Genomic DNA, 22,668 nt, shown 5'->3' with positions numbered 1-22,668 from the left:
AAGAAAAAATTTACTGTATGAAATCACCTATACATCTCAATGCATTAAAAGCTTTTGAAGCCAGCGCACGACATCAGAGTTTTTCAGCGGCTGCTGATGAGTTAAACGTAACCCCCGCAGCGGTTGGGCAACTGGTAAAGACATTAGAAGAGTGGCTCGATACGCCGCTGTTTCACAGAATGAGCTCTGGTAAAACACGGCTTATAACTACCGAAACTGCGCAAAGTGCCCTGCCATTAATACAGGAAGGATTTGATAAATTAGCCCAAGGGCTAGATATTTTAAAAGACAATGCCATAAGCGGCGTATTAACGGTTGCAGTAAGCCCTGCCTTTGCCGCTAAGTGGTTATTGCCTAGGCTTCATCACTTTCAAGCTATTTGTACGCAAACCAATGTAAATTTAAATACAAATTTAAAACCGGTTGATTTTGCTTCTCAGCGTATAGATATAGGCATACGCTTCGGCGTAGGTAATTGGCAAGGCCTGGGCGCAGAAAAACTAATGGATGAAGAAGTATACCCAGTATGCTCACCTACAATTCTAGAAGATCCAACCCGCTTCACCACGACTGATACACGATCAATCAATGGATGCCCATACCAGTTTTCCGCCATGGTCGTCATGGTTAAAAAAAGCCGGTGTTACAGGCCCTCTGATTACTAAAAGCATTCAAATAAATAACTCTGCTGCCGTACTGCAATTAGCAATTGACGGCCACGGAGTAGCATTAGCGCGCAGTGTAATGGCTAAAGATGACCTGGCCGCTGGGCGGTTAGTGAGGTTGTTTCCTGATATTTATTTTGAATCGCCTTTGGCGTATTATGTTATTTACCGCCCCGAATGCGCGGCGCTGCCAAGAATACAAGCATTTAAAAACTGGCTTTTCAAAGAGGTAGAGAATCAAGCTTTTAAAAGTGAGTAGTGTTTTTATAAAAATACGCTCCAATAAAGAAGATATTTATCAGAGTAAAAGATGACCTCTGTGGTTAAACACGTTGACTCCCCGTAAGCTTTCACTCCAAATTAGCGACTTTAATTAATAAGGTAGCGTTTAACTTTGCATCTCTATAACAATTGACCACCACGAGGTTTTTTAAATGGAGTGAAGGTTCGTTCATGTAACTTTGCGATGTCTTCATCCTGAAGACACAAAAAAAAGCCTTTCAAGCTTTATACTTCATGGCTTGAAAGGCTTTTTCGATCACATCTTTTCATCTAGGTAAGCGTTTTAATATTATAGTTTGCCTAAAGCCGCTCTTACTCTATGTTCAACATCGATTTCGCCACGGCTTCGGCCACTTTGATGCCATCAATCCCTGCTGATAATATGCCACCTGCGTAGCCCGCGCCTTCGCCTGCAGGGAATAAGCCTTTGGTATTAATGCTTTGAAATTCTTTATTGCGTTTAATGCTGATTGGTGATGATGTTCTGGTTTCTACGCCAGTTAGTAAACCGTCGTCAGATGAAAATCCTTTGATTTTTTTATTAAACGCTGGAATGGCTTCACGTATAGCATCCACGGCAAAGTCTGGCAGTGCTTTGCTTAAGTCGGTTAAGGTAATGCCTGGTGTGTAAGAGGGTTTTACATCGCCTAATTCTGAGTCTGGTTTTCCTTTTAAGAAATCACCAATGGTTTGCGCTGGTGCACTGTAGTCTTTGCCGCCTAATTCAAACGCTAAAGTTTCTAGTTGTCTTTGTAGGTCGATACCGGCAAGAGGATGGTTTGGGTAATCTCGCTCTGGGTCGATGCCTACAACAATAGCACTGTTGGCGTTACGCTCGTTTCTTGAATATTGGCTCATACCGTTAGTGACAACACGGCCTTCTTCTGATGCTGCAGCAACCACGGTTCCACCTGGACACATACAGAAGCTATAAACAGAACGACCATTTTTACAATGATGAACCAGTTTATAATCTGCAGCGCCAAGTATTTCGTTTCCAGCATTGTCACCAAAGCGTGCTTGGTCTATGGTTGACTGTTTATGTTCAATCCTAAAGCCAATTGAAAAAGGCTTTGCTTCAACATACACGCCTTTATCATGGATCATTTGGAAGGTATCACGGGCGCTATGACCAACAGCAAGAACAACATGGTTGGTTTTTAAGGTTTCGCCAGTATTAAGTGTCACGCCAGTTACTTTTGAGTCAGTGATGTGTAAGTCGTCTACGCGAGTAGCAAAACGGACTTCCCCACCGAGCTCTATGATCTCGGCACGCATTTTTTCTACCATAGTGACTAACTTATAAGTGCCTATGTGCGGTTTGCTGACAAATAAAATCTCATCTGGTGCGCCAGCTTTTACAAATTCTGTCATGACTTTACGGCCATAATGATTTGGATCTTTCACTTGGCTATACAGTTTGCCGTCAGAAAAAGTACCTGCTCCACCTTCACCAAATTGTACGTTAGATTCTGTGTTTAATTTACGCTGACGCCAAAAGCCAAAGGTGTCTTTGGTGCGTTGTCTTACTTCATTACCACGTTCAATGATAATAGGTTTAAAACCCATTTGAGCAAGAGTAAGTGCTGCTAATAAACCACAAGGTCCAAAACCAATAACAACAGGACGCTCAGTTAAATCTTTTGGCGCTTCACCTACATACTTATAACTAGTATCTGGTGTTGCTTTAACATGGTTGTCTGACTCAAATTGAACCAGTAAATCATTGGTCAAATCCGAATCGGTCAGTGTGATATCTAGCGTATAAATTAATTGGATATTTCTTTTATTACGAGCATCATAACCACGTTTAAACATCACAAATGACGCCATTTGCTCAGCAGAGATTTGAAGTTTTGTCGTTATAGCAGTCGTTAGATCTTCAGGTGCATGATTTAATGGCAATTTAATTTCAGTTAAACGTATCATTGGTTACTCATAAGCTCGTGTAGAAAACAGTCTCGCATTTTACTGGTACTGATACAAATAAGCGAATAAATATTTTACTTACGCAGGCTAAATTTGCGGATTTGGTTTGTAGCTTGAAAATGACCTCTGCCATCAAATCTGTATATTTAAACTTGGGAGACTTTAGTCACGCAACCTGACGGTAAAAGTCAGACCACACCTATCTAGGCGATTTATTGCCCAAGCTCTTTTGAATTCTCGTTTCACTGCGAGCATAGCTCTTGCCTTGCGTCGCTGCAAAGCAGTACTTTGCTAGTCACTCCTCATTATAATCAAGCTCAATATACTTAATAATATCGTTGGTCACTGTAAACTTTGTTTTATACTCCTGATGGTATACAAGCTCACTCTTCAATATACCCTAGAAACTCTCTATTAGCGCATTGTCAAATGAGCGAGGAAGAGTAAGTGTCTGGGAGACACTTACCCGAGTGCAAGGCGGAGGGCTGTGCACGTAGTGGTTGCCTTTACCACTCATTGAGCCTTTAAACTTATAAGACTCTATCGACCACCTATTTTTATTTAGGTAAGAACTCTATTACTAGGTTTTGAACTACGAATTGTTAGGCACCTGAATATGACAGATCCAAAAACAGCTACCCCTTCACGTGTCATCAATTCAGTCTATCAATCCCGAAATCAAACAGTTCAGTGGATAAATAATTGGTTTCTTATAAAATCTGACAAGCCTCATCACAGTCCAATCTTGGCAGACGGCTATATAATTGATCAGGTTCGCCATAACCTATATTAATCAGTAGATTTGAGGTCCACTTGCTATCTTTAAGAAAGGTTTTATCCACCAATTCATTATTAAATCCAGACATAGGGCCAGTATCTAAACCCAAGGCTCTACAAGCCAAAATCAGATAAGCCGCTTGCATAGAACTGTTTCTAAACGCCGTCTCTTTTATGAGTTCAGGGCTAGAGTTAAACCATGATCTAGCATCAGTATGTGGAAATAATTTAGGAAGTTGCTCATAAAACTCATTATCATAAGCGACAATCACTGTGATAGGTGCTGTCATTGTTTTTTCGATATTACCTGAGGACAGTGCTGGCTCTAAGCGCGCTTTAGCGTCATCAGATCTGAGAAATACAAACCGTGCAGGTGAACAATTGGCCGAGGTAGGCGCCATTTTAACTAAGTCATATATCTCTTCAAGTAGTGCATCTGGCACGTCTTTTTGTTGCCAAGCGTTAAAGGATCTGGCCTTACCAAACAGTTGATCTAGATCTTCTGGAGATAACGATAGGGAATCAGTCATAGTACGTCCTAATTTATATTAAATTTTAGATAAGAATTTAAGGATTTTGCTATTGGTTGAGCAGGTCTCTGTGATTGTACTGCCATGTCCACCCGTCAGCATTAACTCAAATTGAGCATTTTGCATATTATCGGCTAAAGCCAGACCACGTTGCCATGGCACCAACACATCATCAAGATTGCTTAAAACCAACGTTTTGTTTTTGATATGCTTAGCGTTTATCAGAGGTTGATAAGACTGCAAGGCTTTTAATCTCGTTAAGACGTTCTTAACGGGAGCAAAGTTAGCAATGGCTTTATCTTCTTTTTGCGTGAGTGCTTCTATGTTGTCTGATATCCATATAGGTGGGTACAAAAATATCGCTTGGGCGCGTACAAATGCTTCTATACCTGTATTTTCTATCAAGCTTTGTCGCATGCTAAAACATTTGATAGTATGAGGATCGAGGCTTTCCCACCCATTTAAGATGACTAGTTTATTTAACAACTCTGGCGCTTTATAAGCGACTTCCATACCGATAAATCCGCCAAGCGCGTGACCGATGAAATGACAATTAGACAGCCCTTCTTGTTCTAATATTTCAATTAATTGATCCGCTAAATCTTGCATAGAATAGTCATCGGGTAAGAGATCGCTATCAGGCGACACGCCCTCTTGTTCGTAGCAAATCACATGGTAATGCTCGGTAAAACTCTCAATTTGAGGTAACCAAAAATCAGCATGCCCGCCTAAACCTGAACTAAATACGATCGTTTCTGTCGTGTCGTTCTTACAAGGATATTTTTTAACTAACATAGGGTTTCATCCAATTTTAGTAAATTTCAAATTGCGGTAAAAGTATCTAATAGCTTATAAAATCAAGTTAAATTAAATTTACTAAATCAATTCAACGGTACGCTCATCGCTTTCATCATATTCATACGTTACGGTTTCTTCGAAATTTTCGACTTTATCTATACTTTCAACAGTCTCTTGAGATTTAATATATTTAATTAACGCGTCTATGGTGCCGACCTTTAGATTATGAGTATCGGCGAATTTCATCAGATCATTTCTACGAGCCATTTTACCATCTTGGTTGATAATCTCTACAATAACCGCAGCAGGCTCCAAGCCAGCCAGTCTCGTTAGGTCGCAACCTGCCTCCGTATGCCCAGCCCGCTCTAAGACACCCCCTTCTTTAGCCACTAATGGAAAGATATGACCTGGGGTTACGACGTCATCAAAGGTAACGTCTTGAGATACTGCAGTTCTGATAGTCTGAGCTCTATCTGCCGTTGATATACCGGTACTTACCCCTTTTGCTGCATCAATGGAAACGGTGAAATTTGTACTGTAAGGTGCTTGGTTGTCTTTGCACATCAGAGGTAGTTTTAATTTTTTGCAACGCTCGGAGGTCAAGGTCAAACAAACCAAACCTCTGGCATGTGTAATCATAAAGTTAATATCATCAGGTTTGGCCAAACTGGCTGCCATAATCAGGTCACCTTCATTTTCCCGATCCTCATCATCCATGATTATGACCATCTTGCCTGCTTTAATATCTTCAATGATTTCCGGTATTGTATTGATATTCATAAAATCCACCATTTGCATTTATATTTGCTTTTGTATGTTGTTATGTAGAGCCTGTTGTCAATTAATCACACGCTCTACATAACGTCCTACGTTTGATACGGCCGTATAGCTACTTCATAGAGATAGTAGTATTTACGCCTTCACTAGCATCTTCATCAAACCAACGTGATATCACTGTTTTAGTCTGTGTATAAAACTGCACCGCTTGCTTGCCATAAGGACCTAAGTCACCGAGCTTACTGGCTCTAGACCCTGTAAACGAAAACATAGGTAGCGGTACTGGAATTGGTAAATTAATGCCAACTTGTCCAACATCGATATCTTGTTGGAACTTATGTGCATGGGCGCCAGACTGGGTAAAAATGGCAGTGCCATTACCATTTGGATTGGTATTGATAATCTCAATGGCTTCCTCAAGCGTGTCGGCATACATAATGCATAGGACAGGACCAAAGATCTCTTCGGTATAGCAGCTCATATCAGTGGTTACATGATCTAAGATAGTTGGGCCAACAAAGTTACCCTCTTCATAACCTGCTACCTGACAACCACGCCCATCTAGTCTTAGATGCGCACCTTCATCTATACCAGCTTGGATTAAGCGCTCGACACGGGCTTTGGCTTGCTTAGATATTAGAGGTCCCAAATCCTTGTCATCCTTGCCAGCGGCAACGACTAGCTGTGCTGATTTTTCTACAATTTCATCAACCCACTGTTTAGATTCCCCAACCAATACCACGACAGACAGTGCCATGCATCGCTGACCTGCTGCACCAAATGCTGCGCCTGCTAACTGATTCAGACTTTGTTCTTTATTGGCATCAGGCATGATAACGGCATGGTTTTTCGCACCCATCATACATTGCACACGTTTGCCAGCCTGACCTGCACGGTCATAGACATGCTTGCCCACTGCTGTTGAACCAACGAAAGATATCGCTTTTATGTCAGGGTGATCGCACAGCGCATCTACTGTATCTTTACTACCATGAACGACACTTAACACCCCTTTCGGTATACCTGCTTCAAGGGCCAACTCGACCAACCTCATGGTAACGATTGGATTTTGTTCAGAGGGTTTTAAGATGAACGTGTTGCCTGTGGCGATGGCCATTGGAAACATCCATAGCGGTATCATGGCAGGAAAGTTAAAGGGGGTAATACCTGCACAGACGCCTATTGGCTGCTGCACGGTATACATATCAACACTACTAGCGACGTTTTCAATGTAGCCCCCTTGTTGCAAGTTACCGATACCTGATGCGTGTTCTACGACCTCAAGACCTCTAAACACATCGCCTCTAGCATCTGCCAGTGTCTTACCTTGCTCTTCAGTCAGTAGCGCCGCCAGTTCATCCATATTCTCACGTATCAGTTGTTGATACTTTAAGAAAACACGGGCTCTTTTGCTGATTGGTGTGATACGCCAGCTCTTAAAAGCCTCAGCGGCCATTTTGATGGCTTGATCAATTTCCTCAGGTGTTGATTGTGGTACCTTGGCGATAACTTCTTGAGTGGCTGGATTGGTGATATCAATCCATTCTGTGGTAGTCGATTCAGTAAATTCGCCGTTTATCAATTGTTGTACGTTGCGTAGTTCTGCAGTCATGACACGATTCCTTAAGGTAATATCAAATAAGTGTTTAAATTTATGTATTGAGCTTCAAGAGCGGCTCTGAAGTAACGACTTCTTTATCAGTGGTCACGCTCATCTCTTTTTCTTTGTTTTTAAAATTGAAAGCGAGGTTCATAAGAATGGCTAAAAAAGTAGCGGTACCGATACCACCTAAATCGAAGCCCGCAATGTTTAGTGAATAGTTGCCAGTGCCTAGGATGACTGGAACGGCGGCTACCAACATATTGCCATTCTTACTAAAATCAATTTTTGCATTCATCCAAATACGCGCGCCGGCGATCGTAATCAAACCGAAGACAACGATTGAAGCACCTGTCAAAATGGCCACAGGAATGGTACTGATCAAGGTGCCAAACTTAGGGGATAAGCCCAATAGAATGGCGAAGACACCTGCTATGACAAAGACGACTGTAGAGTAGATTTTGGTCGCGGCCATCACGCCGATGTTTTCTGCATAGGTCGTCATACCAGTGCCGCCTACCGAAGCCGAAAGCGTGGTACAAAGGCCGTCAGCGAAGAACGCTCTACCCATATAAGGTGAGATACTTTTGCCAGTCATGGCCTCTACTGCTTTGAAATGACCAAGGTTTTCAGCGATTAAGATGATAAAGACGGGTGCGATGACTAATATGGCACTAGTCTCAAAGACAGGAGAATATAGTGTTGGCAGACCGAACCAAGCAGCATTCGCAATTGGACTAAAATCGATAGGTTTGCCCATACCCATCACATTCGTTAATAGGAAATAAATGAAATACGCGGCGACCAGTCCTATTAACAATAACAAGCGTCTGACCATACCTTTGGTGAATACGGCAACTGAACAGATACACAACACGGTGACTAAAGCCATCCAAGAATCAAAGCTACTGCCAATGACGCTTTGTATGGTGACAGGCGCTAAGTTCAACCCGATAATCATCACAATGGACCCTGTGACCACAGGTGGCATCAAGTTCTCAATCCATCCTGCACCTGTCTTCATCACCAGCAGACCCATCAATGCGTATAAGACCCCGCAGACCAGTGTGCCCCCCAGCGCAATACCAATATTTGGATTGATACCAGTGCCGCTATAGCCTGTTACTGCTGCTACCGCCCCGATAAATGCAAAGCTGGAGCCTAAATAGCTTGGTACGTGCCCGCCAGTAATGAGAAAGAAAAGTATCGTACCTATACCAGTAATCAGCATGGTTAAGCTAGGATCAAAGCCCATCAGTAAGGGAGCTAAGATTGTCGCGCCGAACATTGCGAATGAGTGCTGTGCGCCTAATACCACACTTTTACCCATTGGTAGATACTCATTGATACCTACCGGCGTCGTTTCTAGGTTTCCAGTATAGGGACGCCATTTAACAAACCATTTATCCATTTTAAATATCCTTAAAAAGTAGAGGGATGATACTTAGTTCGTGCACTTACTTAATTGATGGTAGTCTCGATTAAAATAAATGAGACTGTCACAATTAGGCTTGTGTTTGATATCCAATACTTCACAAATAAGAATATCGTGAGTTCCCACCGAGCTAATGAGTTTGATCTTGCAATCAAAAGAGATACTGGCATCTTCTAGTACAGGCGATCCTGTCGACAGCGTAGACCAGCTGCCTTGATCGAACCTTTCTTCTAGAGATTTTTTACCCCCGAACACACCGCTTAAATCTTTATGTTCAAGAGCAAGTGTATTGACGCATAGCACCATGTTTTCTTTAAAATAATGATAGACAGAAGCGCTTCTGTTTAAACATACCAATAGGGTTGGTGGTGAGTCAGTGACACTACACACAGCAGAGGCGGTAAATCCTGCCCGCCCTGCTGGACCCTCAGTGGTGATAATGTTGACGGCGGCAGCCAAATTACTCATCGCATCTCTAAAAGATTGCTGCATGTCAGTTAAGTTTGCTGCCGTAGAGGTGAATGATTCTTTAGATTTATGTTTCATTAATGAGGATTGCGTTACTTGGCTTTCTTTAATTACTGTATTCATCTGTCATTTCCTTTTAAACAATATTCCGCCACATGTGTAGTTAACTAAAGCGCCCTACTACAGTCCAATGCTAGGGGGGGGGTTCCATGTCAGGTAACTTTAAATTCACTAACTGCAGTCATTTTTAAACAGGTCTTTATCCAATGTGCGCTATGGATGCGATTTCGACCAAAGCGTCTGGTTTTACCAACCCGCATTGGATACAAAATCTTGCTGGCTTTTCATTGGGAAAGAATTCTGCATAGACTTGATTGACCGCGTCATAATCTGCCCAATCTTTTACAAAGATTGAATTAAATGTCACGTCATCCATATCGCCGCCAGCGGTTTGAATAACGTTTTTGATCGTCGTTAACACATGGCGAGTTTGAGCAGCGGCATCACCCACATGTACGACATCGTTATTTTCATCAAAGGGTAAAGTACCTGAGACATAAACGATGTTATCGGCCTTAGTCGCTGGGACATAAGGGGCTAGTGGCTTGCTGGTACCTTCAGGGATAATCACTTGTTTAGACATATCTACATTCCTATTGCGGTTAGGTTAAGTATGAAGCGCTTGGTTTAGGTTGCTAAAAACTGGCTAAGTAAAACGTTAGCTATTCGAAAAGCACTGCTGCATGCTTGCAACATCAGACACCCAACCAAAAAATGTTTTTACGTTATATAGTGTGGCCTCATGAGCCTCTACTGGTCCTGCCTGATAACAAGCGTCATCTAATAACACCCCAAAATACTCAAGGAAAAATCCATCTCGAAGCGTAGATTCAACACAAACGTTAGTTGCGATACCAGTGAGCAATAAGTTACGTATGCCTCGTGACCGCAATACGCTATCAAAGTTAGTATTCGCAAAGCCGCTATAACGAGGTTTATCTATAACGATGTCTTGAGGCGCAGGGCTCAGCTCGTCGACCAACTCGTAATCCCAGCCCCCTTTCGCCAATAACGTTCCTTCAATTTCAGGATTCTTACGCATGGTTTTTAAGGCATTTGATTTGTGATAATTAGGTGATCCACTACCACCAGCCTCCACATATTTATTGTCCCAGCCATTTCTGAAGTAGATGACTTGTATACCGGCTTGATGCGCAATATCCACGGCTTGCTTGATTTTATCTATGACAGGTTTGGTCGTTGTGACATCAAACCCAGCCAAATCTAGATAACCGCCTTGGCTAGCATAAGCGTTTTGCATATCTACTACGATCAAGGCCGTCTGTGAGGGATCTAACTTGATAGGTTCAGGCAACGACTCTAAAACAGGAGAGGATTCCTTGGTAAAGTCTGCACAAATTGTATTAACCGAATTCATATCCGCTCCTTTTATTAAGCTTCGCTGACAGCTTGACTGGCAACTGGGGTATCGACATTGATACGGCTCTTCATAAGGGGCTGAATCTTACTGCCAAAATCTTCAACACCTTGCACGAAATCATCAAAAGTAAGTAAGACGCCATCAGTACCTTGTATCTCACCAACTTCGTCTAACATGCTGGCGACATTTTCAAAGGAGCCGACCAGCGTACCCATATTGATATTGACTGGTGAAACGCTTGAGGCCATATGGCGAATATTGGTATCTTTGCCTGATGTTTTGTCTTTACCGCCTTGTGACTGCAACCAATCAATGGCTTCAAAATCCGCACCATCATTGTATGATTGCCATTTTGCTTGGGCTTTTTCATCGGTCTCATCTGCAATGACCATAAAGAGGACATAGGTCGGAACATTACGGCCCGTCTGATCCGTGTGTACCTTTAGACGGTCATTGATACCGGCATAAGCGGTAGGTGTGTTTAGACCTTTACCAAAGACAAAGTTGTAATCAGCATGTTTTGCAGAAAACGCTAACCCTGTATCTGATTGACCCGCACAGATAATCTTCATATCCGCTTTTGGAATGGGCTTCACTTGACAGTCATCCATCTGGAAGAACTCACCTTTCAAATCAGATTGGCCTGTCGCCCACAGATCTCTCAAAATTTGGACATATTCAGATAGGTAGTCATAGCGCTTACCAAAATAATCATCGCCTGGCCACATTCCCATTTGTCCATATTCTGCTTCTTGCCAGCCAGTCACGACATTCAATCCAAAACGTCCGTTTGAGATGCTATCAAGCGTCGATGCCATTCTTGCTACGATTGCAGGTGGCATGACCAAAGTCGCCGATGTGGCATAGATTTTTATCTTGGACGTGACCGCAGCCAATCCTGCCATTAAGGTAAAGCTTTCAAGGTTATAATCCCAAAACTCCGTCTCCCCGCCAAAGCCGCGTAGCTTAATCATTGAAAGCGCAAAATCGAAGCCATAGTGCTCAGCACGTTGCACAATTTGCTTATTAAGCTCAAATGTTGGCTTGTACTGCGGCGCGTTTTTTGAAATTAACCAGCCATTGTTGCCAATCGGACAAAAAATACCTATTTCCATAATTTCACCTATAAGTTTGAGGAAGAAAGAGCTATAAAAGAAATAAAGATTATTTCATGTTTTTTACGTAGCATAATTTATGCCAAATTAATTAATTGTTATTTATCAAATACTTACCGTTTTTATATGCAAAAATTTTTAGACCATATGGTTTAAAAATATGCATGAAAATAGTGCGGATGTTATAAAATAGTGCAGAATGTTGTAAAATAGTGCAGAAAGTTTTTAATAGTGCATATTGATAAAAATGATGTTGAATGAGTAAAAAAGAGGGGTTTTTTGGTGCCAAATCGTTATAGTCAAATACCTTATAAACTCGATACAGCTGCGTGATTAAATGCTGTCGACATGTCTGTTTTGACCAACCAGTGGTATATACACTCGGTTGATTTAACCTTTTTCTAAATTGACTTAATTATCATGTAAAATTAGGTTTACATGACTTTATGATCAGGAACCATACATTGAGAGAATACGTGCTAAAAGAAGAGATAGAAACGAGTTCAAAGATATTGAAGAAGAAAGAACACATCATCAATGCTGCATTGATTGTGTTCTCTCAAGAAGGATTGAATGGGGCGCGAATGGAAAAAATCGCTGAAGAAGCTCATATATCTAAATCGAATATATTCTACTACTTCGACAGTAAAGAGGTTCTGTATGTTGCCGTTCTAGAAAGGGTACTTAGCAAGTGGCTATCACCTTTGAATGAGATGAATGTCAACCAAGATCCAAGAAAGGCCCTTATAAACTACATTGAAGAGAAATATAAAGTTTCAAAGAAATCGCCTGCAGCATCAAGACTGTATGCCTTAGAGATTATGCAAGGTGCCCCTCACTTAATGGCCGTATTAAAAGGACCTTTGAAGTCCTTGGTTCGAGAAAAAGTGGCAGTGATTGATGAATGGATTGCGGATAACAAGATTAAGTCCGTTTCTGCCATTCATTTAATTTTTCATATTTGGGCCGTCACTCAGCACTATTCTGATTTTTCTACGCAAACGGAAGCGGTTTGTAATCATAGTTTAAAAAATAAGAAATTCGCTAATAGTGCGTTAGACACTAGTATTCAACTTCTGGTGGATAGTTTGATTGTATAATTTGATATTAGTTGAGTATAACTACCACCTAAAAGAATACAGCTCACAATAGAACTCTTTATAAGGAGTTCTATTGTGAGAAAACGTATGGCTTAAACCTAAATATAGTGGATTTACTTTAAATTCGATACAGTGCTGTTGGGATAGATTATTTGCAACCTTTCTCATGCTTGTGAACAGCGCTCTAGAAACATTCATACCCGTAGCACTTAGACATCATAGCTACTAATGACCAATATCCCCACCACCCTATCAACCTACACCGATTACCATGCGGATGCTGTGGCACAATAAATATCAAAAAGCGCCTAAGCATAAGTGGTTTAGAGAACAGGCTGTAACATCTACTGATATTTTTAGAACGTACTAGATAGGACGATAAAAGTCCCCGAGTTAATTTACATTTTGTCTTCCTACATCACTACTTATATCTTCCTTTACAATCTCATCGATAATAGTTTGACATCAGTAGTCATTAAAAACACTATCATGATATTAAAGTAGCGTTAAACCATCCTACAATAATCAGGTGTAAAGCTAGCAATATTAACATCAAGTTATTGAATTATTTAACAATATAAGAAGTCAAGTGGTATGAACCAATCTGATGCTTGCATACCGATATTTTTGGGTTCTCTTTAATGTTTTTACAAAAATGAAGGTTGAATAATGAGGTAAAACAATCTAATAATAGATCTATAAGTTCTAGACATTTATCTAACGACTTATACCCACTACTTTTAGGAAATTAATACAATGACGTATAAAAATGTAACTGTCGCTGGAAGCGGCATCCTAGGCTATCAAATTGCTTTTCAAGCCGCATTTCATGGCTTTAATGTCAGTGTCTACGATATCAATGACGAGGTTTTAGAAAAAGCAAAGGCAAAATTTCAATTGATGTGCAAAGCTTTTCGAAAGGATTTAAGAGCAACTCAAGAGCAGTTGGACAAGGCCTTTGACAATCTGAGCTATACCTCAGACTTAGCAGAAGCAGTCAAAGATGCTGACCTAATGATTGAGGCTATTCCCGAAATTACTGACATTAAAATCGAATTTTATGAAAAGCTTGCCAAACTAGCGCCAGAGAAGACCATATTTGCCACCAATACCTCAACCCTACTCCCTAGCCAGTTTGCGGAATCAACGGGACGACCTGCTCAATTTTTGGCCCTACATTTTGCCAATAAGATTTGGATGCATAATGTCGCTGAAATTATGGGACATCCTGGCACGGATCCTAAGGTGTTTAATGACGTTGTTGCCTTTGCTACTGCCATTGGTATGGTTGCAATGCCGCTGTATAAAGAACAACCCGGCTACATAATGAACAGTTTATTAGCGCCCTTTATAGACGCAGGACTGCAATTATTAGCCAAAGAGGTTGCAGACCCGCATACGATTGATAAGACATGGATGATAGTGACTGGTGCGCCTGTAGGACCATTTGGCATCTTGGATACCATCGGTATAAACACGGCCTACAACATCACTAAGCTAGCTGCTGAGACGACTCAAAACCCTGCAAGATTAAAGGCCGCTAAATATCTAAAAGAGCAGATGATTGATAAAAATAAAATGGGTGCGGCGACTGGCGAAGGATTTTATACTTATCCAAACCCTGCCTTTATGCAACCTGACTTTTTGAAATGAAAAACCGCTCTTTATTTATGAGAGCTTGTTAGCATGACGTTCATGTTAAATGCTTAGAAAGCTCACATTACTTATAAAACCAAAAAGACCTTCAAGCGATTGAAGGTCTTTTTTAATGTGCGGAAGAGTAACCCTACTATCAAATTTGTATAACCAAGCTTTGGAGTTCGTTAGAGGTTCGTTAGGAATCAACTTGGTAAACTATTGCGGTAAATGCGCTATGCAAAGAACAATTATTTTTTTCTTCTTAGCATATCAATCAGCTTGCCTGCTAGTGGGAAAGAAACTAGCTGTGTCAGCGGAACGAGTATGATAGCTTCAATTAATACCACCACTGGTAGGCTTAAGCCTTGAGTCACAGGCTTCAATAACGTCAATACGATCAGGAGCGTTGGATAAAGTCCGACATACCCTACCAATATACGTATCAGTCTTTCTTTAGTATTTTGATTCATGGCATGATACCGATTGATGATTAAGCCTCTGCTTATATAAAAGCGTTAAATTTATAAACAAAAATAAGGCCACTAGTATTAATGACCTTATCTCATTCCCTGCTCAGCTGCTTCGCTATTATTAATATAGTTGATTCAGTTTAAAAGAGAGTCAAGGCAACCGAGTGAAGATGTATATGTGATACTTCAAGCGAGGTTAACGCTGTCATTCTTTTATAGAGGATTAACTATAGTAAGGATAATCACTATAGCCAATATCAGTACCACCATACATAGTGGCAGGGTCTACCTCATTCAATGGCCAGTTATTGACGATACGCTCTGGCAAATCTGGATTAGCGATAAAAGGACGACCAAACGCGAATAAATCACCGTAGCCTTTTTCTAAAATGTTCACGGCTTTTTTTACCGTGTACTTGCCAGCATAAATGATACGGCCTGAAAACTCTTCTCTGACCGCTTGATAAAAAGTGTCTGGTAAATCAGGCGCATTGTCCCAATCTGCTTCTGCAATAGACAAGTAAGCAATGCCAGCTTGCTCAAGCACTTTGACTGCTTCAATATACGTATGATGGGGATCTGACTCTACCAAGCCCAAATACACACGTGTCTCAGTGGTACTGGCAAATAATGGCGCAAAACGCACGCCCAAACGATCAGCACCGACCACATCACTGACAGCAGCGACGATCTCTTTTAAGAAGCGCAGACGATTGGTCAATGACCCACCATATTGGTCATCACGGGTGTTGCTATGCTCAGAAATAAACTGATTGACCAGATAACCATTGGCACAATGCAGCTCTACCCCATCAAACCCTGCTTCTAGCGCATTGCGTGCAGCTGCCGCATACATATTTACCAGCTCACCAACTTCATCGGTACTGAGTGCGCGTGGCTCACTTGGATCGGCCAAAGCACCTTCGCCTGGACCTGTTTCAATAAATACTTTTACATTATCAGCAACAATCGCTGACGGACCTACAGGCTTAGCACCATTAGGCTGCAAGCTGGTGTGAGAGACACGGCCCACGTGCCAAAGCTGAGCAAAAATAATACCGCCTTTGTCATGTACTGCTTGCGTAACTTTTTTCCAGCCTTCAACTTGGGCTGGTGAATTAATACCTGGCGTCCAAGCATAGCCTTGGCCTCTTGGTTCAATCTGCGTACCTTCAGTCACCATAAATCCAGCTGACGCGCGCTGTGCATAGTATTCTGCCATTAAGTCATTAGGAATATTGTCAGGTTGCGTACTACGAGAGCGTGTCAACGGTGGCATTACGATACGGTTTTTGAGCGTATAAGGCCCAAGTTCTACAGAGGAAAATAGTGTATTTGTATTTAGAATGGTTTGTGTCATAAGTGTCTCTTTTAAAGCAGCTGATGGCTTGTTATTAAAGGTGTTTGGCCTGTTTTGATGATTAATAACCAATCTAATGATTACTTGAGCAATGTTAGTCAGCATAGCGTTTTAAGGATACAATTAGAAACAACCACTTATTGTTTAAGATACAACTATTAATGGTATGCATTATGAATGGAATGAATCGGCTCGATATTAAGCAACTTAGAGTATTACAGGCGCTGCTTGATCTAAAAAACCTCTCGCAAGTCGCACGCAAAATGGGGTTAACTCAACAAGCCATCAGTGAGCAACTGCGTAAGTTACGTGAGGTGTTTGATGATCGCCTGTTTATTCGTCAAGGCAATAGCATGGTGGCAACGCCAAAGGCGCTATCGATGGAGCAATCTCTTGACGATATCCTAAAACAGTTGGAGGATTTGTTAGAGCCAGAAGTCTTTATGCCGCACACATACAAAGGCGTATTTACGATTAGTGCGACTGACTATGCGACGCAAGCATTGTTACCGCAGTTGTTTAATATTACGCGACGCGACGCACCTGATCTGAAGCTGATCGTCCGTGATTTTGCCTCGGACAATATCAATCAGCTGATAGCAGCAGGAGAGCTTGATTTACTGATTACCTTTCCCGAATTCATCCCAGATAATTTATCGTATGTCACTCTGTTTGAAGAGCAACATTTATGCGTGACGGGTTGTGAAAATAAACTTCCAACAGAACCATTAACACTGGCACAAGTGGCTGCGCATCCTCAGCTAGTGGTATCACCCTCGCGTGCTAATCTACGCGGCTCTCATGATCAATGGTTTACAGAAAAGGGTCTAAAACGAAATATTGTGATGTCAGTTCCTAGCTTTTCAGCCGTACCAGATATTTTGCATACGACCGATATGATTGCATTTTATCCTTCACGGTTATTGCCGAACAGTAAGGTCAAAGAGCTTGAGGTTGAAGCATTGCCACCTACTTTTAAAGTCATCGCGGCATGGCATCCACGTACCAGCGACAGTGGTATACATCGTTGGTTGATTGAGCAGTTGAGAAATCTATAATAGCTGTTCGTATAAATAAAAAAAGCTACGAGTCATGAGAGTTCGTAGCTTTTACCTAATTGAGCTTATTTTAAATAGTTATAAATCTATGCTAATAAATTTTATTATTTTATTCAAAAGTTTAACATAGGCTACCCATTCCTCACTTTCTATGACCCACTCAAAATTGCTTGCTTCCGATGTCAATTTGTTTAGATAATGCTCTCTATCTCGAATCATTTCATTAAAAATTTCTATGAGTTTAGTAGGTTCAACGACTAAAGATAATCTCGTTGCTGAACCTTTAGCGAGAGTATTTAAATAACATTCACTATTCCAGTTAGATGGTAAAATATCTGCATTTATTTGACAAGTGAACTCATTGTAAAATATATTTGGTATAGCGTCATCGTTGCTCTCACACTCGTTATTATTCATGATACTTACTCGGTAAGATAATAAGTAATAGTATCTCATGTATTTTTATTTAGGACGTATTCGTAAGTTATTTTAGTATTTTTCAATATTATTGAATCTTTAACAGGTACAAAATTTCCGTTGAAACCTCTTATGTTCATTACATTAACATCTTTAGATAGCACCCATCTTTCGCCAAAACCATTAGTATTGTTTGTATCGACAATTACAGCGTATCTATTTAGATTATACCTAGATGCGTTTAATAATTTTTGTCATTAACTTTGATCTCTTGAATATTAATTGAAGTTCCTAAAATGCTCTTGATGTCCTGTACACCTTGAGCTACATCCACTAAATTATTAATCACAGGTTTTCAATTTTTGACCTATCCTATTTTAACTTTTGTTAATTTATACCTGTTGTGTGGTGTAGGAACCAGAGAAATCTTATTCAACCATATTTTGCTAACTTTGACTGAGTGGCTCTTTTTTCTACATTAGATGTAATAGTTCATGACAACAACCTTCTCTAAAACTGAAAAAGCCTTTTAAGCCGTATAAATCATAGCTTAAAAGACTTTTTCAGTCTGAGATTTTTAAAAATTACGAGATAATGGTCATTTCGTTTATGACAAACTCATCGATCATCCCGTCTGTTACTGTTACATAGTTTTGGAAATGCGGGCTTTCTACATGCTGCTGCAACCGCTCATCGTCTTCCCAAATCTCATAAACGATAAAGCCATTACTATTCGCATTGTCTTGATGCAGGTCATATTGGATACAACCTTGATCAGTTTGTGAGGCTTCAGTTAGCTTGAGAAGTTCTGATTTTACTTGCTCAACATGCTCAGGCTTGGCTTTGACAGTGGCAACGATGGTGAGCGGCTTGTTCGCTTGTGTGTTCATAAATTCTTCCTATTTTTAAGTATTATAATTATTTCAAATAAATTATCGCATTTGATTTATACAGAATTGACTATACTCCGATAAACTCACAAAAAACAGTAAGTATAGTGCCTATACTGTTTAGTTTCAGTATGGGCATTTTTTCAGATCAGCCATTTTTACGGTTGTCTTTGCACAGGCAGACCACCTCTTTATTAATAATCTAATATGTATTAGAACCGCCAAGACTGGTATAGTTAGCGATTACTTATGCAGCAAGCAATCTAATCAATCACCGCTGTTAGCAATTGATATTTTTACTTGTTAATGGTTAGCAACTCTCTTAGTCATTGTTATCAATGTCAAAGCTTTTACGCCTTTACCACTCACATCTAGCACCAAACTATAAACGGACACTATGACCACATATATACTCGACACCGAAACCACAGGTCTTGTTGAACCTCACATGACTGAAGCCGCCTACTCTATTATTGATATAAATAATGGTAACGTAGAGGTCCTACAGGAACCAAGATCTAAGCGCTTTAATCCCCTAAAAGAAATCAGTTTAGGGTCTATGGCCGTATCCCATATATGTGAAGAAGATGTCGTGAATGAGCCACCTCATACCGACTTTAGATTACCTAGTAGTGTTGAGTATTTGATAGGTCATAATATTGATTATGATATGGGCGTTCTAAAAAATGCGGGCGTGACCCATACCCCTAAATTAATCTGTACCAATGCCATGTCCAATCACCTCCTTCCTACTCTTGAAAGTCATAAACTGGTATCACTGCTCTATCATTTCCATAGAGATGTAGCGCGCGCTCAAGCAAAGCATGCACACGCTGCTATTTATGATATTTACTTCACTCAGCTGGTACTTGGCAGCCTGATCGACTTAGCGAATAGCCAAGGTCATGTCATCACTGACGTAGAGAGCCTATATACCTTTAGTCAAATGGCACGCATACCCACGCATTTAAGTTTTGGTAAGTTTAAGGGTGAAGCTATTGCAGATTTAGTTACCCATTCGGATGGTGCTGGGTATCTAAAATGGCTGCTCAAACAGGATACGGTTGATACGTATTTGGCTGAAGCTTGTAAGCAGGCATTAGCGTCAGTATAAAGCCCTAGAAGTAGTTATTTACCCAGTATAAAAAGCTGAGCTATAGTCAATCCTCTATAAAAAAGAGAAGTAATACCCGCTTTTTACGAATATTTTTATTAGGAAAGCTCATGCTTCTTCGTTTTATTGCGCGTCATAGCACATTAATTATGCCAGTTTGTGCAATTGCGGGCTTTGTTTTTCCAAACGTATCCAATGCGGTATTGGTATATTTACCCCAAATGCTGTTCTTCTTAATGTTTTTTACTTTGCTAGGCATCGACCAATATGCGCTGTTAAAGCGTATAGCGACAAGCTATGTGTGGGTTTTTGCCTTGTTGCAAAGCGGAGGCATGAGTTTGGTTTTGATACTGATTGCTTATGCGCTTGGTGTGCGTGGCGATTGGCTATTGGCGATTGCAGGTCTTGGTGCCACTGCCCCATTGTTTGGTAGTGGTGCATTGGTCAATGCGGTAGGGTTTGATGCACAACTGGCGACAGCAAAAACCATCGCTGCTACACTCATTATGCCATGTACATTATTGGGCGTATTGTGGCTATTAGGCGATAAAAATGCGCATGTAGACGTTGGTACTTATGTCAATCGCTTGTTGGTTTATATTGTTATGCCAATGGTGCTGGCTGTGGGGGTGCGCCGGTTCGTTTCACCTGCTATTTTGTCACGTTATTATCCTAAGATTGGACAGTTTAATATTTTACTACTGATGTTGTTTCCACTAGGACTGATGGCAGGGTTTCGTACCACCTTTGATCATAATCCATGGCAAGCGTTGTCATTACTGGCACTAAGTTCTGTATTAGCATTGGTGTTTTATTTTACTGCTTATATAATATATCGGCGTTTTGGCTATGAAAATGCCATTGTCGCTGCGTTGGTGTGTGGCGGACGCAATGTATTACTTGCTTACACCATAACTGCACCCTTTATGGGTACGATGTTTTTACCGTTACTGGGTGCTTTTCAATTACCAGCATTTTGCTTGCCTTTGCTGGGAAAATATATGGCAAAACGCCATCAAACATAAAATCTGTTATAGAAACAATCGAGGTCCCTAGTAGATCTGCCAATAGCCATGCTATAGCTATTGGCATCACTTCACCCACAGGCTCCTTAGAAAGTCTTGCGCACACTCAACCAGTATTGCCCATCATCACGGCTTTGAAGTTGATCCGGTAAACTACCGATAGGAAAAGCCACCTCAGCACTGGCCTGAATGTTTGAGGCACTATCCCAATTAAAGCCCACTCCAGCACTGCTTAACCGACCCGTATTACTACCCGTTAACCCCGCCCATTTATCAGCATTGAGCGTCACATCGGCGGTATCGACAAAGACTTTGGCACCAAGCTGATTGCTCGCATCACTTATGAGCATTTGACGCAGCTCTAAGGTGGCATAATAACCACTTGAGCCTGCCAATACATTAGAGTCATAACCACGGACATTAAATGGCCCACCCCCAATGTACTGCTCTGACGTATCTAAATTATAAGGACTGTATTGACCGTACACCCCTACATACGCTTGGGTACCTTTACTGCCAAGATTTTGTAGACGAGAAAGGTTGGCTCCGATGCGATAAAAACTGCCCTGAGTATCAGCGGCTTGCGCAGCTAACGCCTTAGCATCATCGTTCTTAAAGTCAACCTGTCCGTAACTGCTAAACACCCCATATTGACTCAGACCACCACCAAAGAGCTGATCATACTGCGACCCATCTAAACGAGCCGTAATCAGATCGATATCGCGGTGTTTATAGTACTGGCTGACATTGATATCATCTTCGAGTTGCTTATAATCATATTGTAGTGACACTGACAGCTCAGCTGAGTTGCTGAGTAAGACAGGTTGTGACAACCAAACACTGGTTTGAGCTGCACTGCCTTCGGCCCCAATATCTTCAAGCTCATCACCTAGGTCGTAATCTAGATAAGAGTAACTTACACCTGCACGTGTCCCCATACCTGTAAAGACAAACTCGTAACCAACTCTGCCATAGTTAAGCGCTGATCCTGTGGTCAAACCTTCAACGCTCAGTTGATCACCCAGTCCGGCAAGATTATTGGCTGCCACACCTGCGGTTAGTCTGGCTTCGTTGGTGTACTCATTACCAAAGTTATCTGCACCCACATAGCCTGTCACTAAAGGGGTATTTTGCACGTCAATGTTTAACTGGCTACTGCCTGTGGTGGTGCCAGGCGTCAGTACGTTACGAGTGCTGACACCATTCAGACGATTGAGCCGTTTGAGTTGCTGCTGCATTTGTTGCTGTTCGATATGGCTACCAGGTGTTAAGGGTGCAACCGTGGCATCAAGCAGCCAGTCTTGCGTTCGACTTTGATTGTTTATTTGGGTCTGATCATACACGGCTTCTAGGACGGCAATGCGTACCACACCGTCACTCAGTGTTTGCTGTGGTAGGTACGCTTGGCTATAGATATAACCTTGGCTTTGATAGAAGTCAGTAATGCGCTGGGCCAAGGCTTGAAGACCGACCAGACTCATACGTTGACTTTCGGCATCGGTCACAAGTGCGTGTAGTTGGGCGGTACTAAACTGGCGATTGCCTTCAATGGTGATCTTCTGTACGGGTATCTGTAAGGTAGAGTCTATTGTACTTGGAATGGGTTGTGTGCGTTCAACATCGACAGCAGTTTGTGGTGGCGCAAAGACAGGCGGTTGCTGCTGCTGTAGTAACTGGCCTGAGTTGGGTACGGGCGCTGCATGACTCATGGTGCTTATGAGCATGGAGCAAGCCGTGATGGATAACGCAAGGGTGCTGTATTGATAGTGTGATTTCATG

The 22,668-nt window shown here is 41.4% G+C and carries 19 protein-coding genes and 3 pseudogenes; 6 read left to right on the top strand and 16 right to left on the bottom strand.

Features of this window, described 5'->3' with window-relative positions; genetic code table 11:
* Positions 1-17: 17 nt before the first annotated feature.
* Positions 18-924 (top strand): annotated as a pseudogene (locus tag IPZ60_RS03345) (LysR substrate-binding domain-containing protein).
* 335 nt (positions 925-1,259) lie between these two features.
* Here IPZ60_RS03345 and IPZ60_RS03340 read toward each other — a convergent pair.
* From IPZ60_RS03340 to rutA, 11 genes and pseudogenes are all read right to left on the bottom strand, one after another.
* The gene (locus IPZ60_RS03340) at positions 1,260-2,876 is read right to left on the bottom strand and encodes an NAD(P)/FAD-dependent oxidoreductase (RefSeq protein WP_194196454.1); all 1,617 of its coding nucleotides are present in this window, start codon (positions 2,874-2,876) and stop codon (positions 1,260-1,262) included.
* A 199-nt stretch (positions 2,877-3,075) separates the two neighbouring features.
* A pseudogene (locus IPZ60_RS03335) lies at positions 3,076-3,420 on the bottom strand (IS3 family transposase); the annotation flags it as partial.
* 166 nt (positions 3,421-3,586) lie between these two features.
* Positions 3,587-4,183, bottom strand: coding sequence for a malonic semialdehyde reductase (locus IPZ60_RS03330; protein WP_194196453.1), 597 nt, complete (start codon positions 4,181-4,183; stop codon positions 3,587-3,589).
* 18 nt (positions 4,184-4,201) lie between these two features.
* Positions 4,202-4,978: a pyrimidine utilization protein D gene (gene rutD, locus IPZ60_RS03325; RefSeq protein WP_194196452.1), complete on the bottom strand. Its 777-nt coding sequence runs from the start codon at positions 4,976-4,978 to the stop codon at positions 4,202-4,204.
* Positions 4,979-5,083: 105 nt separating this feature from the next.
* Positions 5,084-5,761, bottom strand: a pseudogene (gene ribB, locus IPZ60_RS03320) (3,4-dihydroxy-2-butanone-4-phosphate synthase); the annotation flags it as partial.
* A 109-nt stretch (positions 5,762-5,870) separates the two neighbouring features.
* The gene (locus IPZ60_RS03315) at positions 5,871-7,370 is read right to left on the bottom strand and encodes a CoA-acylating methylmalonate-semialdehyde dehydrogenase (protein WP_194196450.1); all 1,500 of its coding nucleotides are present in this window, start codon (positions 7,368-7,370) and stop codon (positions 5,871-5,873) included.
* A gap of 40 nt (positions 7,371-7,410) precedes the next feature.
* Positions 7,411-8,769 carry a solute carrier family 23 protein gene (locus IPZ60_RS03310; protein ID WP_194196449.1) on the bottom strand — a complete coding sequence of 453 codons (1,359 nt, stop codon included), beginning with the start codon at positions 8,767-8,769 and terminating at the stop codon, positions 7,411-7,413.
* A 33-nt stretch (positions 8,770-8,802) separates the two neighbouring features.
* The gene (gene rutF / locus IPZ60_RS03305) at positions 8,803-9,384 is read right to left on the bottom strand and encodes an NADH-dependent FMN reductase RutF (protein WP_194196448.1); all 582 of its coding nucleotides are present in this window, start codon (positions 9,382-9,384) and stop codon (positions 8,803-8,805) included.
* 136 nt (positions 9,385-9,520) lie between these two features.
* Entirely contained in the window at positions 9,521-9,904 is a 384-nt protein-coding gene (gene rutC, locus IPZ60_RS03300; RefSeq protein ID WP_110923384.1) for a pyrimidine utilization protein C, read from the bottom strand.
* 75 nt (positions 9,905-9,979) lie between these two features.
* Positions 9,980-10,699 (bottom strand): pyrimidine utilization protein B, encoded by a 720-nt coding sequence (gene rutB, locus IPZ60_RS03295; protein ID WP_194196447.1) that lies wholly within the window; start codon positions 10,697-10,699, stop codon positions 9,980-9,982.
* Between the two features lie 14 nt (positions 10,700-10,713).
* The gene (rutA, locus tag IPZ60_RS03290) at positions 10,714-11,817 is read right to left on the bottom strand and encodes a pyrimidine utilization protein A (RefSeq protein WP_194196446.1); all 1,104 of its coding nucleotides are present in this window, start codon (positions 11,815-11,817) and stop codon (positions 10,714-10,716) included.
* Positions 11,818-12,293: 476 nt separating this feature from the next.
* Between rutA and IPZ60_RS03285 the strand changes: the two genes are divergently transcribed.
* Positions 12,294-12,917 carry a TetR family transcriptional regulator C-terminal domain-containing protein gene (locus IPZ60_RS03285; RefSeq protein ID WP_320108711.1) on the top strand — a complete coding sequence of 208 codons (624 nt, stop codon included), beginning with the start codon at positions 12,294-12,296 and terminating at the stop codon, positions 12,915-12,917.
* Positions 12,918-13,673: 756 nt separating this feature from the next.
* Entirely contained in the window at positions 13,674-14,570 is an 897-nt protein-coding gene (locus IPZ60_RS03280) for a 3-hydroxyacyl-CoA dehydrogenase (protein WP_194196444.1), read from the top strand.
* A 233-nt stretch (positions 14,571-14,803) separates the two neighbouring features.
* Here the strand turns inward: IPZ60_RS03280 and IPZ60_RS03275 are convergent, their stop codons facing one another.
* Complete coding sequence (locus IPZ60_RS03275; RefSeq protein ID WP_194196443.1) at positions 14,804-15,025, bottom strand: hypothetical protein; 222 nt, start codon at positions 15,023-15,025, stop codon at positions 14,804-14,806.
* Positions 15,026-15,248: 223 nt separating this feature from the next.
* Positions 15,249-16,385 (bottom strand): alkene reductase, encoded by a 1,137-nt coding sequence (locus tag IPZ60_RS03270; RefSeq protein ID WP_194196442.1) that lies wholly within the window; start codon positions 16,383-16,385, stop codon positions 15,249-15,251.
* Between the two features lie 173 nt (positions 16,386-16,558).
* On the opposite strand from IPZ60_RS03270, the gene IPZ60_RS03265 reads away from it, so the two are divergent.
* Complete coding sequence (locus IPZ60_RS03265; protein WP_194196441.1) at positions 16,559-17,443, top strand: LysR family transcriptional regulator; 885 nt, start codon at positions 16,559-16,561, stop codon at positions 17,441-17,443.
* A 78-nt stretch (positions 17,444-17,521) separates the two neighbouring features.
* Here the strand turns inward: IPZ60_RS03265 and IPZ60_RS03260 are convergent, their stop codons facing one another.
* Positions 17,522-17,860: a hypothetical protein gene (locus tag IPZ60_RS03260; protein WP_194196440.1), complete on the bottom strand. Its 339-nt coding sequence runs from the start codon at positions 17,858-17,860 to the stop codon at positions 17,522-17,524.
* A gap of 584 nt (positions 17,861-18,444) precedes the next feature.
* Positions 18,445-18,750, bottom strand: coding sequence for a putative quinol monooxygenase (locus IPZ60_RS03255; protein WP_194196439.1), 306 nt, complete (start codon positions 18,748-18,750; stop codon positions 18,445-18,447).
* A gap of 397 nt (positions 18,751-19,147) precedes the next feature.
* Between IPZ60_RS03255 and IPZ60_RS03250 the strand changes: the two genes are divergently transcribed.
* Together IPZ60_RS03250 and IPZ60_RS03245 are read left to right on the top strand one after the other, a co-directional pair.
* Positions 19,148-19,864 (top strand): 3'-5' exonuclease, encoded by a 717-nt coding sequence (locus IPZ60_RS03250; RefSeq protein ID WP_194196438.1) that lies wholly within the window; start codon positions 19,148-19,150, stop codon positions 19,862-19,864.
* A 110-nt stretch (positions 19,865-19,974) separates the two neighbouring features.
* Positions 19,975-20,889, top strand: coding sequence for a lantibiotic ABC transporter permease (locus IPZ60_RS03245; protein ID WP_194196437.1), 915 nt, complete (start codon positions 19,975-19,977; stop codon positions 20,887-20,889).
* 86 nt (positions 20,890-20,975) lie between these two features.
* Here IPZ60_RS03245 and IPZ60_RS03240 read toward each other — a convergent pair whose 3' ends face one another.
* Complete coding sequence (locus IPZ60_RS03240) at positions 20,976-22,667, bottom strand: ShlB/FhaC/HecB family hemolysin secretion/activation protein (RefSeq protein WP_194196436.1); 1,692 nt, start codon at positions 22,665-22,667, stop codon at positions 20,976-20,978.
* Between the last annotated feature and the right edge of the window lies 1 nt (position 22,668).

The sequence above is a fragment of the Psychrobacter sp. NG25 genome (assembly GCF_015234355.1).
Lineage (GTDB): Bacteria > Pseudomonadota > Gammaproteobacteria > Pseudomonadales > Moraxellaceae > Psychrobacter.
Note: the sequence above shows the minus strand (reverse complement) of the source record. Positions and strands in the feature narration are given on the sequence as shown.